Consider the following 12,010-nt stretch of genomic DNA (forward strand, 5'->3'; position numbering starts at 1 on the left):
TGAAACGCGAATCCGCCAGCGGGGGCTCCCCGCCGCTGGTGAGACATGAGGGATTTGAACCCTCGACCCTACGCTTAAAAGGCGTATGCTCTACCGACTGAGCTAATGTCTCACAACAAAATTAATTATATCAAATTTCAGGATAATTGTCAAGGTGTTTTCTATCTTTTTATATAATTGGTCAATGTGCTAACTTTTTGGGGCAGAATTAGTGCAATCTGACGTTTTTGCGTTAATCTGTTGACTTTTATAATAATACGTGATATAATATTTAAGTCGTCAAAAGATGTGCTTGTAGCTCAGCTGGATAGAGTGACTGGCTACGAACCAGTAGGTCGGGGGTTCGAATCCCTCCAGGCACGCCAGAAAAAGTCATGCAGATAGCATGACTTTTTCTTTTTCTTGACATAGACGCAGAAAACGGGTATAATATATTAGTATTGATGATAGGAGGGAAAACCATGAATAAAAGAACTATAAAGGCTTTACTATATACTTTTACTATCACAGCAGGTATGTTTGCATTTTCGTTTACAGCCAATGCCACCACTGCCGATGATGTTGCGGCAGTTGCAAGATCTTACGGATATTCCGAGGAGGATATACAGGCAGGCTATAATGAATACTATTCGCATCCCGAGGATTACCCTTCCGAGAGACTGGACAGGGCTATTGCCAAGCTGCATGAAGCAGGACGTCAGATAGTAACCACAGGGCCTCAGAGCTCGGAACCTGTTATTGTGACTACTACAGCTTCTGCTCCTGACGGAAACGAATCTCCTGCAACTCCTCAGAGCAGCGGTATAACCCTTACAGCAAGCGACGGAACCACCTTTACCCGTATAAGCAGGGAAGAATTCATCAAGATGTCGTATCAGCAGAAAATGGCTTATATAAGCAGCTTTACTCCTGCGCAGCAGCAGGCCATAATAGATGATCTCAGTCCCGAAGAGTACAGAAGTCTTATGAAGCAGACTCCTGCCGAGCAGAAGGTTAAGATCGTCGGTACTCTGTCGGAAGCTGCGGAGGAAATGGGACTTAATATCACGGTTGACGAAATAACCGATGATTCACTTACTCTTGCTATGAGAAACGATAAGGGCGAGCTGGTCAATGTTTCAACAGCAGGTGCTTCTGTTGAGGACACAGGCTATGACAGAAGAGGCATCCTTGCTTTTGCTGGTATTCTTATCGGGTTGAGTATTTCAGCGGTGATCGTTCTTATGAAAAGAATGCGAATAAAAGGATCGGAGAATTAAATGAGTAACAAAAGTAAAAAAGACAGTGCATTGATCCATATAGCTACTCCTTTCGTTCTGCTTGCTCTTTGTATAGGTCTTTTCATGATAGCAATGATAAAACCTTCAGACAAGATCAGGATGTATCTCAATCTTGCGTTTATGGACAGTCTTAAAACCACGCCGGAAGCCGTGGGGACAGGACTTGTAGTACGCGACAATGAGATCATCAGTGATTATGAAGGGGAGACATCTGATACAGGAGAGTTCATTCGCCCGAAATTCGGCGAAATGTATGCGATGATGGAGTGCTCTGCGTTTGATATCACAATCCCTGTGTACTGGGGAAGCAATTCGGAACTGTTTGAACGAGGCGCCTGTCAGTCATCCGGCTCTGTTATTATAGGCGATAAGGGCAATACAGTCATCAGCGCTCACGTTGATACCTTCTTTTCAGAGCTAAATAAGCTGAAGAAAGGCGACACTGTTACATTAAAGACCAATTACGGCACATTTGTGTATATAGTCAAGGAACAGATAAGCTTTAATAAGAAGGACGGAAAGTTTGTTGCACCTTCCGAAGACACAAAGCTTACACTTTATACCTGTAAGCGCGATATTCTTGGAAACGCAGATGAGAGGACAGGAGTTATCTGCGAGCTTGACGAGAAAAGATTTTACAAAAGCGCAGGGGAGGGGAGCTCAAATTGAAAAAAGTCAGCACTTATCTTCCCTCACTTATCATATCTGTAATATTTGTGTTTCTTCTTATAGCCAGTTCTGCTCTGCTGCTTGTGGATATCAACATATCCTCTTCAAAGCTGAAGAATCTTGCAGCAAAGAATGATCTTGAGTCAAAGATCTATACAGAGCTCAATAAATACTATACGGACAAGTATAATACTACCGGAATACCTGCCGATGTTTTGATGTCATCTATTAGCAACTCCTACCTGAAACGTGTTGAAGAGGTCTATATAGATGCGGCTTTTGATGCTCTTGGTGAAAACGGAAAAATGAGCGTCAGGATACCGGGCAACACAATGCTTGAAGAAAACCTGGATCAGTTTTTCAACGATTTCGCCGATGAAAACAACTATGAAAAGGATGATAACTTTGAGCTGAAGCTCCGCAGTACAAAAGACGCTGCATATAAGACAATAGGCTCATACTGTGATGTTTATAAGTTTTCGGCTATGAGTGACCACGGAGTTCTTTCCAAGCTTTCAGGTATATATAGATACCGTATTCCTGCTACGGCAGCTGTATTAACGTCAGCAGCGGTAATGATTATTCTTCTTGTGATAATAAACCGCAAAAAGAAGGTAACTACTCTGTATTGGTGCGGCATTTCAGCTATTATTTCGGGTATACTCGGCGGAGCTCCAAGCATTTACCTTATAGCAACCAGATACTTTGACTCGTTTTCTATAAAGCAGGCACCTGTTTTTGCAGCGTTTACAAGTGCAATGTATAAGTATACAGAAGCTTTTATGGCTGTACAGATGGCTCTTATAGTTGTTGGGATCTCGCTGGTTGTGATCTATGGCGTAACTCACGAAAAGAAAAAATATCCTGACACTAAACCTACAGATATAAGCTAAAAAACAGCTGCAATATGCAGCTGTTTTGTTTTAAAAGATATTCTTTATAAAATATTGACAATCGTTATTGAATAATGATATAATAGTTTTATCGGTAATAACCGAATAAAAACAATAAGGAGGCATTTTTATGGAATCAATCAAAAAGTACATTGCAGAAGTCATAGGTACATTTGTGCTCGTTCTTCTTGGCTGCGGAACAGCTATGCTTGTAGGCTGTGACTCGGCAAACGGAGGAGGTTATATCCTGACTGCTCTGGCGTTCGGACTTGTAATTGTCGGAATGGCATACTGTATAGGAAATATCTCGGGATGTCACATTAACCCTGCCGTTTCTCTTGGAGTTTTTCTTACAGGAGGAATGACACTCACAGATTTTATCGGTTATGTTGTTTCACAGTGCGTTGGAGCTATCGCAGGTGCAGGAATGCTCAAAGCGATATTCAGTTTAGGTGATGTAACGGATAAAACAGGCGGCTACGGTGCAAACGGTCTTGCAAATGTCAACGGAAGCTACGGCGCAGGAATTCTTGTTGAGATCCTTCTTACTTTTATTTTTGTAATGACCATTCTCGGCGTAACCTCAAAGAAGGCGAATCACGGTTCATTCGGAGGTCTCATCATTGGTCTTACACTTACACTTGTGCATATCTTTGGCATAGGTCTTACAGGTACTTCGGTAAATCCTGCAAGAAGCCTCGGACCCGCACTTTTAGCTGGCGGAGATGCTCTCAGTGATCTGTGGGTATTTATAGTTGGTCCGTTTGTAGGAGCTGTTCTTGCAGCTGTTATTTATAAGTTCCTTGAAACTGCTAACGCAAGCACGAAACCGGCTGCTGAAAAAACTGCACCTGTAAAGGTAACACCCGCAGCAGCTAAAACGCCGACTCACTCAAAGAACAATTCAAATAAAAAGAAAAAGAAGTAAAATTTATGGACTCCCAATATCACGGGAGTCCTTTTTATATTATGTATCCTTGAATTTATTAGAGGAAAGTGGTATAATAACAGTAATGAAAAAACAGATAGAGTTTCACCAAATCAAAGTTTGGCGAAAGTTTGTATACTTTTTACAGGAGAAAATTATGAAACAGCTTTTTGTTATGGATATGAAAGATTACGATGACAGCTTCACAAGATTTGTTCGTCCTTCGGTAAGAGGCGTAATTATTACCGAAGGAACGATAGCTATGGTTTACAGCAAGAAACATGATTACTATAAGTTTCCCGGCGGTGGCATTGAAAAAAATGAAGACAAGTTATCCGCGCTTAAACGCGAGTTGCTTGAAGAAACCGGTCTTACTCTGATTGAAGATTCTGTAAAGGAATTGGGTTCAGTCCTGCGTATCCAGAAAAGCCGTTTTGCTGAAAACGAGATCTTTGAACAGGAAAACTATTATTATCTGTGTGATGTGCATGATAACATAACTGATCAGGAATTGGATAAATATGAGCTTGATGAAGGGTTCACTCTTGAATATGTCTCCCCCAAACACGCTATAGCTGTTAATCGTACTCATATACACGGAGATTACGATGAAATGCTTATTGAGCGAGAAGCCAGAGTTATCGAGTATTTATGTGAGAAAGGATTTATATGAAAAATTTTAACAATGAATCTAATCCCGAATTCTTAAACGAATATCTTGTACATATAAAGATAGTAAAGCTTCTTTCACAGCGCACTATCGAGGAATATTACACAGATATCAGGCTTTTCCTAAGATATATATATGAGAATAATCATGAGACCGGCAAAGCTATCGAGGATATTGATATTCGTGATATGACTACAGCCGAACTCAGGAAAATCACTGTTTCAGATATCTATAACTTCATTTTTTATACGTCTGATGAGCGAAATAATAAGGATCGTGCACGCTACAGAAAAATCTCATCCCTCAGGAGCTTTTTTAAGTATCTCGAAAATGTTGCTCATATTATTGATGAAAATCCTACAAAGGATCTTGACGTGCCTGTACCGAAGGCTTCCCTGCCTAAGTTCCTTTCACTCAATGAAAGCCTCAGATTGCTTTCTACAGCAGATAGTGCTGATTCAAAACGTGATTATTGTATCATAACACTGTTTCTCAATTGTGGTATGCGTCTCAGTGAGCTTGTAGGTATCAATATTAAGGATATTGACTTCTATGAGAACAGACTGAAGGTTCTCGGAAAACGCAGTAAGGAACGTATGGTATATCTCAACCCTGCCTGCATCGATGCACTTAACAAATACCTTGTTATTAGAAGGGATAATCCGAAAGCTGCAGATGAGCCTGCACTGTTTATAAGCAATCAGAACAGACGCATCTCTAAACGCCGTGTGCAGCAGATCGTTGAGGAGACCCTGCGGAAGGCCGGTCTTGACGGCAAGGGCATAACTACACATAAGCTACGGCACACTGCTGCTACACTTATGTATCAGTACGGTGATGCAGATGTGCTTACTCTGAAAGAGCTTCTTGGCCACGAAAGTACAGCTACAACGGAGATTTACACTCATCTTAACAACGAAAACGTGCGCAATGCTGTTGAAAGCAATCCGCTGGCGAAAGTGACCTCGGAAAACAAAGAGGATAAATAATCCTTAAAATAGCTCTTTTTCTGTTGCAAAATCCTTTGTTTTGTAGTATAATATTTTGGGAGATTTAATAGATAGAAAAACGGAGGTAACACATTTATGTGTGGAATCGTTGGCTTTACGAATAATGTAGGCAATGCTGATGAAGTGCTCGGAAAAATGATGGATCGTATACGACACAGAGGTCCTGACGCTGAGGGCAGATATATAGATGATAATATCGCGCTCGGCCACCGTCGTCTTAGTATAATCGACATCAGTTCAAGCGGTGATCAGCCCATTTTCAATGAAGATAATTCGCTGGTTATCATTTTTAACGGCGAGATATACAATTACATGGAAATTCGTGAAAAGCTTGTTGCTTCGGGACACAGCTTCAGAACCAACACAGATACAGAAGTGCTTATACACGGATATGAGGAATATGGTGTTAAGCTTCTGGAAATGCTTCGCGGTATGTTTTCCTTTGTTATATGGGATAAAAATAAAAAGGAACTCTTTGGCGCGAGAGACTTCTTCGGCATTAAACCTCTTTATTATGCCAATATGAACGGAACTCTCATGTTTGGTTCAGAGATAAAAAGCTTTCTTGAGCATCCTGCTTTTGTCAAGGAGCTTAACACGTCAGCTCTTGAGAATTACCTCACCTTCCAGTACTCCCCTACCTCAGAAACATTTTTTAAAAATGTTTACAAGCTTCCGCCTGCGCATTATTTCATTTTTAAAGACGGCAGGTTCGAGGCCAAGCGCTACTGGGACGTTCATTTCAACGCTGACGACTGCCCCAAGCTCGATGACTGGGTCAATATGATATCCGATACCTTCCATAATTCTGTTGAAGCTCATAAAATAGCAGATGTTGAGGTAGGTTCATTCCTTTCCAGCGGCGTTGATTCAAGTTATGTAGCAGCTATTGCTGACGTAGACAAGACCTTTACTGTTGGCTTTGGAAGTGACGAGAAATACAATGAGATCGGCTGGGCGAAGAACTTTTCAAAGGCTATAGGCAAGGAAAACACCAGCAAGGTCATCTCTCCCGAAGAATACTGGGACAGTCTTTCCATGATACAGTACCATATGGATGAGCCTCTTGCAGATCCTTCTGCTGTTGCTCTGTATTTTGTATGTAATATAGCTTCAGACAAACTGAAGGTAGTCCTTTCCGGTGAAGGCGCAGATGAGATATTCGGCGGCTATAACGTCTACAGCGATCCTGACGGAACGTTTTATGACAAGCTTCCGAGGACGCTGAAAAGAGGCATAGGAAAGGTTGCATCAAAGCTTCCTGCTAAGCGCGGTATCAATTTCTTTGTGCGAAAAGGCAAGGATGTTGAGGAGAGATTTATCGGCAATGCTTATATGTTTACTCCAGAGGACAGAAAGGCGTTGTTAAAGATACAGACAGATGCTCCGGATCCTGTACAGATCACCCGTCCGTTCTATAAGAACGTAAAAAACAAGGACGATGTGACAAAAATGCAGTATCTTGATCTGCATATGTGGATGGCTGGAGATATTCTTCTCAAGGCAGATAAGATGAGTATGGCTAATTCGCTTGAACTCAGAGTTCCCTTCCTGGATAAGGAGGTAATGGCTCTTGCGGAGAAAATACCGACCAGATTCCGTGTAACTCATGATAAAGGCACTGACGAGACCAAGTATATCACCAAATATGCTATGCGTCTTGCGGCGAAAAAGGATACCCCCGAACAGACTGCCAAAACGGCCGCCAAAAAGAAGCTGGGCTTCCCTGTTCCTATAAGGGTATGGCTGAAGGAGGATAAGTATTACGAGCTTGTAAAGAGCTATTTTGAAAGCGAAAGCTCCGAAAAGTTCTTCAATACCGCTCCCCTGCTCAGGCTTCTTGACGAACACCGTGCAGGCAAGGCTGATAACAGCCGAAAGATCTGGACTGTTTTCATTTTCCTTGTATGGTATAAGGTCTATTTTGAAAATAACGGAAAATATTGATATACAGGAGAAATTATGCCAAGTATTGTTACTTATAAGTATATAAAGCAGAACCCCGATATAATGGAGTATATCCGCCGCGCTGACCAGGCACTGGAGGCGCTTGGTTATACCGAGCATTCATTCCCTCACGTTGAGAGAGTTGCGCATACATCCGCAATGATACTGGAAACTCTGGGGTATGATGAAAGAATGGTGGAGCTTGCCAAGATAGCTTCCATAATGCATGATATCGGCAATGTTATCAATCGTGTCGACCATGCACAGAGTGGTGCTGTCATGGCTTTCAGACTGCTGGATAATCTCAGTATGCCTGCCGATGAGATATGCTCTGTTATCTCCGCTATAGGAAATCACGATGAAGGTACAGGACAGCCTCTGGACGCAATTTCCGCTGCAATGATAATCGGCGACAAAACTGATGTGCGCAGGAGCCGTGTACGCAATACCGATCTGCTTACATTTGATATACACGATCGAGTGAATTACGCTGTTGAAAAATCAAATGTTACCTTCAACGAAAGCAAAAGCTCAATTATACTTGAATTGCAGATAGATACAGAGATCTCCTCTGTACTTGAGTATTTTGAGATATTTATGGAGCGTATGCTGCTGTGCAGAAGGGCGTCCAAGTTCCTTGGCGTACAGTTTGAAATGATGATAAATGACAGTAAAATACTGTAAATAAATACAACGGAGGTTCAAATATGTTTTCAAAGTATCAGCATCTTATTGATCTGAATGATTATCCTGTTTCATGGTGGAAGAGCGTGGTAGAGCTTGGCGAAAAGATATACAACTCCCCTGCTGATTATGCCCATGTATGCGACGGCAAGATAATGGCTACTCTTTTCTATGAGCCGTCCACAAGAACACAGATGTCCTTCCAGACTGCCATGATAAGACTTGGCGGACAGATAATCGGCTTTGACAATCCTGCGAATTCCTCTGTGGCAAAGGGTGAAACCATCAAGGATACCACCAAGATCGTAAGCAATTATGCTGATGTTCTTGTAATACGTCACCCTATCGCAGGCGCTGCAAAAGCAGCTTCGCTGACATCTGACTGTTCTGTTATAAATGCCGGAGACGGCGGGCATCTTCATCCAACACAGACTCTTACAGATCTGCTGACGCTGAAAATCGAAAAGAAAACACTTTCGGGACTTACTATAGGAATGTGCGGCGATCTTCTCAATGGAAGGACCGTTCATTCCCTTTGCAAAGCTCTCAGTATGTTTGAAAATAACAAATTCGTATTCATCTCTACACCCGAGCTCGGTATGCCTGCTTACATAAAGGATATAATCAAAGCAAACGGCACCAGCTTTACTGAGGTCAATACTCTTGAAGAAGCTATAGGAAGCCTTGACGTACTCTATATGACAAGGATCCAGCAGGAGCGTTTTGCAAGCGAAGAGGAATATCTCGCCCAGAAGAATACCTACGTTCTTGACAAAAAAAAGATGCTTTTTGCACGCAAGGACATGATAGTTATGCATCCTCTCCCCAGAGTTGATGAGATTACAGTTGAAGTCGACGATGACGAAAGAGCAATGTACTTCAAGCAGGCTAAATACGGTATGTATGTCCGTATGGCGCTTATTATGACTATACTCAGTGAGCAGAAACAGTCCGAGACACTGAAGGGCAAAGTGTTCGGCGGCGTAAGATGCTCAAATCCCAGATGTATAACCAATCATGAGGAATATCTTCCGAAGAGCTTCCGTTCAAGCGGCGATGAAACGCTTCTTGAATGTGAATACTGTGACGAGAGAAAGCTTATATAAAAAATCGGTCCGTGCAGCTTGCACGGACATTTTTTGCAGTAAATAAGAAAAGCCGTGTACATTGTACACGGCCATATCTTTTATATTCAGTTCTTCTTCTTAGCTTCGATCTCAGCAAGAGCGTCCTTGCGTGAAAGATTGATTCTTCCCTGACGGTCGATCTCTGTAACCTTTACAACGATCTCGTCGCCGATGGAAACAACGTCTTCAACCTTTTCAACTCTCTGCTTGTCCAGCTTGGAGATGTGTACAAGACCGTCCTTGCCGGGAGCGATCTCAACAAATGCGCCAAAGTCCATTATCCTTACAACCTTGCCCTTGTAGATAGCTCCTACCTCGGGATCGTTTGCAATTGTGTGGATTATCTGGAGTGCCTTGTTTGCATTATCAGCATCAACACCACTGATAAATACATTTCCGTCATCGCTGATATCGATCTTGACATCACAGTCAGCGGATATCTTCTGGATGACCTTGCCGCCCTGTCCGATAACCTCACGGATCTTGTCAACGGGGATCTTTGTCTGGAGCATCTTGGGAGCGTACTTATTGACAGTAGGTCTGCTCTCGGGAATAGCCTTGAGCATGATCTCGTCAAGGATATAGAGACGAGCCTTTCTTGTCTTCTCAAAAGCTTCCTTTATGATAGCAGGTGTAAGACCGTCTACCTTGATATCTACCTGGATAGCAGTAATACCCTTGTGAGTACCGCCTACCTTGAAGTCCATATCGCCGAAGAAGTCCTCAAGACCCTGGATATCTACCATTGTCATGAAGTCGTCACTGTCGGGAAGTGTGATAAGTCCGCATGATATACCTGCAACAGGAGCCTTGATCGGTACACCGGCATCCATAAGTGCAAGTGTTGAACCGCATATAGAGCCCTGTGATGTGGAACCGTTAGATGAGAGTACCTCGGAAACAAGTCGGAGAGCATAGGGGAATTCCTCAACAGGAGGAATAACAGGTGCAAGAGCTCTTTCTGCAAGAGCACCGTGACCGATCTCACGACGTCCGGGACCTCTGTTGGGCTTGGTCTCGCCTACAGAGTAGCTCGGGAAGTTGTACTGGTGCATATATCTCTTTGAATCCTCTTCATCGAGGCCGTCGATCTTCTGAGCGTCGCTTACAGGACCGAGGGTTGCAATAGTGAGAACCTGTGTCTGACCTCTTGTAAAGAGACCTGAGCCGTGTACTCTGGGAAGAACTCCTACTTCAGCAGCAAGAGGACGGATCTCGTCGATGCCTCGTCCGTCAACACGCTTGCCTTCGTAGAGCCATGTACGAACGATCTTCTTCTGAAGCTTGTAGATGCACTCGTCGATCATGGGGATCTGCTCGGGATACTTTTCATCGAATGCTGCATGAATATCGTCAACGATAGGAGCAAGTCTCTCATCGCGGACGTTCTTGTCGTTTGTATCGAGAGCAACCTTAACGCGGTCTGCTGCAAATGCTTCGATAGCGTCGAACATATCGTGGTCAACTTCCATTGACTCGAATGTGAACTTAGGCTTGCCTATCTGAGCACGGATATCATTGATGAATGCTACCATCTTCTTGATCTCTTCGTGACCTGTAAGGATAGCCTCAAGCATTGTATCCTCAGGTACCTCGTTTGCGCCTGCTTCAATCATAACGATCTTCTCGGCAGTACCTGCTACTGTAAGGGTAAGATCTGTCTTTGCTCTCTGCTCAAGCGTAGGGTTAAGTACGATCTCACCGTCAACAAGTCCTACATTGATGCCTGCGATTGGACCGTTCCAGGGAATATCCGAAATAGAGATAGCGATAGATGTTGCGATCATACCGGCGATCTCAGGTGAATTATCGGGTTCAACAGAAAGGACAGTCATAACAACTGATACGTCGTTTCTCATATCCTTGGGGAAAAGCGGACGGATAGGTCTGTCAACGCAGCGTGAAGTAAGAATAGCCTTTTCGGAAGGCTTACCCTCACGCTTTGTGAATGAACCGGGGATCCTGCCTACTGAGTAGAGTCTCTCCTCGTAGTCAACTGACAGCGGGAAGAAATCGATGCCTTCTCTGGGCTTTGCGCTTGCGGTTACATTAGCCATTACAACTGTCTCGCCGTATCTTACCCAGCAAGATCCGTTGGAAAGACCGCAGGTCTTGCCTGTCTCGACGATAAGCGGTCTGCCCGCATATGTCGTTTCAAAAGTTCTGTAGTTTTCAAACATATATTTCTGCCTCCAATTTGATTATTTTTTATCAGAGGAGAGCCTTTAGAAGTTAGAGGTAAAAGCCTGCAAATCGTCCTTTCCGACCCTTACCTCTGACTTCTAATCCCTGCACTCTGATAGACGTAAAGGCAGAAGGGTATAAAACCCCGCTGCCTTCATACTCGTGATTACTTACGGAGACCGAGCTTCTCTACGATAGCACGGTATCTGTTGATGTCCTTCTTCTTGAGATATCCGAGAAGGTTACGTCTGTGACCAACCATCTTGAGAAGACCTCTTCTTGAGTGGTGGTCGTTCTTGTGAGTCTTGAGGTGGTTTGTAAGGTCGTTGATCCTTCTTGTGAGGATAGCGATCTGAACCTCAGGAGATCCTGTGTCGTTTTCGTGTGTTCTGTTAGCCTCAATAACGGCTGTCTTTTCATCCTTCAATAACATTTGAAGCACCTCTTGATAAAATATTCCGTCAACTCAGTAGGGGGTGAAAGTCGAGGTCATGCCCCGGACCAAGTACACGGTGATATTATTATACCATAAAAAAATGCCTTTGTAAAGCTTTTTTTGAGATTTTACAAAAAAATATGCAATTTACTCACTGTCGCACTCTGCGCTTTTAACAGTTT

Annotated in this window: 11 protein-coding genes and 2 tRNA genes; 10 read left to right on the forward strand and 3 right to left on the reverse strand. The window is 43.1% G+C overall.

Features of this window, described 5'->3' with window-relative positions:
• Positions 1–36: 36 nt before the first annotated feature.
• Positions 37–112: transfer RNA gene (locus tag Q0Y65_RS01175), tRNA-Lys, on the reverse strand.
• 176 nt (positions 113–288) lie between these two features.
• On the opposite strand from Q0Y65_RS01175, the gene Q0Y65_RS01180 reads away from it, so the two are divergent.
• The 10 genes from Q0Y65_RS01180 to pyrB all read left to right on the forward strand — a co-directional run bounded on the left by Q0Y65_RS01180 (position 289) and on the right by pyrB (position 9,187).
• Positions 289–365: transfer RNA gene (locus tag Q0Y65_RS01180), tRNA-Arg, on the forward strand.
• Positions 366–461: 96 nt separating this feature from the next.
• Complete coding sequence (locus tag Q0Y65_RS01185; RefSeq protein WP_297955805.1) at positions 462–1,259, forward strand: hypothetical protein; 798 nt, start codon at positions 462–464, stop codon at positions 1,257–1,259.
• Complete coding sequence (locus Q0Y65_RS01190; protein WP_297955808.1) at positions 1,260–1,949, forward strand: class D sortase; 690 nt, start codon at positions 1,260–1,262, stop codon at positions 1,947–1,949.
• Positions 1,946–2,842 carry a hypothetical protein gene (locus Q0Y65_RS01195; protein WP_297955810.1) on the forward strand — a complete coding sequence of 299 codons (897 nt, stop codon included), beginning with the start codon at positions 1,946–1,948 and terminating at the stop codon, positions 2,840–2,842. The genes Q0Y65_RS01190 and Q0Y65_RS01195 overlap by 4 nt, the downstream gene beginning before the upstream one ends.
• 130 nt (positions 2,843–2,972) lie before the next feature.
• On the forward strand, positions 2,973–3,770 hold the full coding sequence (locus Q0Y65_RS01200; protein WP_363293484.1) for an MIP family channel protein: 798 nt from the start codon (positions 2,973–2,975) through the stop codon (positions 3,768–3,770).
• Positions 3,771–3,927: 157 nt separating this feature from the next.
• Positions 3,928–4,443, forward strand: coding sequence for an NUDIX hydrolase (locus Q0Y65_RS01205; RefSeq protein ID WP_297955812.1), 516 nt, complete (start codon positions 3,928–3,930; stop codon positions 4,441–4,443).
• Positions 4,440–5,429 carry a tyrosine recombinase XerC gene (locus Q0Y65_RS01210; protein WP_297955815.1) on the forward strand — a complete coding sequence of 330 codons (990 nt, stop codon included), beginning with the start codon at positions 4,440–4,442 and terminating at the stop codon, positions 5,427–5,429. Before Q0Y65_RS01205 ends, Q0Y65_RS01210 begins: the two co-directional genes overlap by 4 nt.
• 96 nt (positions 5,430–5,525) lie before the next feature.
• On the forward strand, positions 5,526–7,397 hold the full coding sequence (gene asnB, locus Q0Y65_RS01215; protein WP_297955818.1) for an asparagine synthase (glutamine-hydrolyzing): 1,872 nt from the start codon (positions 5,526–5,528) through the stop codon (positions 7,395–7,397).
• 15 nt (positions 7,398–7,412) lie between these two features.
• Entirely contained in the window at positions 7,413–8,081 is a 669-nt protein-coding gene (locus tag Q0Y65_RS01220; RefSeq protein ID WP_297955821.1) for an HD domain-containing protein, read from the forward strand.
• Between the two features lie 23 nt (positions 8,082–8,104).
• Positions 8,105–9,187, forward strand: coding sequence for an aspartate carbamoyltransferase (pyrB, locus tag Q0Y65_RS01225; RefSeq protein ID WP_297955824.1), 1,083 nt, complete (start codon positions 8,105–8,107; stop codon positions 9,185–9,187).
• Positions 9,188–9,273: 86 nt separating this feature from the next.
• On the opposite strand, the gene Q0Y65_RS01230 is transcribed toward pyrB, so the two are convergent.
• Entirely contained in the window at positions 9,274–11,388 is a 2,115-nt protein-coding gene (locus tag Q0Y65_RS01230) for a polyribonucleotide nucleotidyltransferase (RefSeq protein WP_297955827.1), read from the reverse strand.
• Between the two features lie 170 nt (positions 11,389–11,558).
• Positions 11,559–11,825 (reverse strand): 30S ribosomal protein S15, encoded by a 267-nt coding sequence (rpsO, locus tag Q0Y65_RS01235; protein ID WP_028520517.1) that lies wholly within the window; start codon positions 11,823–11,825, stop codon positions 11,559–11,561.
• Positions 11,826–12,010: the final 185 nt, after the last annotated feature.

The sequence above is a fragment of the uncultured Ruminococcus sp. genome, from assembly GCF_947301925.1.
Classification (GTDB): domain Bacteria; phylum Bacillota; class Clostridia; order Oscillospirales; family Ruminococcaceae; genus Ruminococcus.

What these genes read in the sequence shown, in the direction of transcription:
- Q0Y65_RS01230 (WP_297955827.1), bottom strand. Translation starts at nt 11,388, where the DNA reads ATGTTTGAAAACTACAGAACTTTTGAAACGACATATGCGGGCAGACCG.
- Q0Y65_RS01220 (WP_297955821.1), top strand. Translation starts at nt 7,413, where the DNA reads ATGCCAAGTATTGTTACTTATAAGTATATAAAGCAGAACCCCGATATA.
- rpsO (WP_028520517.1), bottom strand. Translation starts at nt 11,825, where the DNA reads ATGTTATTGAAGGATGAAAAGACAGCCGTTATTGAGGCTAACAGAACA.
- Q0Y65_RS01185 (WP_297955805.1), top strand. Translation starts at nt 462, where the DNA reads ATGAATAAAAGAACTATAAAGGCTTTACTATATACTTTTACTATCACA.
- pyrB (WP_297955824.1), top strand. Translation starts at nt 8,105, where the DNA reads ATGTTTTCAAAGTATCAGCATCTTATTGATCTGAATGATTATCCTGTT.
- Q0Y65_RS01205 (WP_297955812.1), top strand. Translation starts at nt 3,928, where the DNA reads ATGAAACAGCTTTTTGTTATGGATATGAAAGATTACGATGACAGCTTC.
- asnB (WP_297955818.1), top strand. Translation starts at nt 5,526, where the DNA reads ATGTGTGGAATCGTTGGCTTTACGAATAATGTAGGCAATGCTGATGAA.
- Q0Y65_RS01210 (WP_297955815.1), top strand. Translation starts at nt 4,440, where the DNA reads ATGAAAAATTTTAACAATGAATCTAATCCCGAATTCTTAAACGAATAT.
- Q0Y65_RS01190 (WP_297955808.1), top strand. Translation starts at nt 1,260, where the DNA reads ATGAGTAACAAAAGTAAAAAAGACAGTGCATTGATCCATATAGCTACT.
- Q0Y65_RS01200 (WP_363293484.1), top strand. Translation starts at nt 2,973, where the DNA reads ATGGAATCAATCAAAAAGTACATTGCAGAAGTCATAGGTACATTTGTG.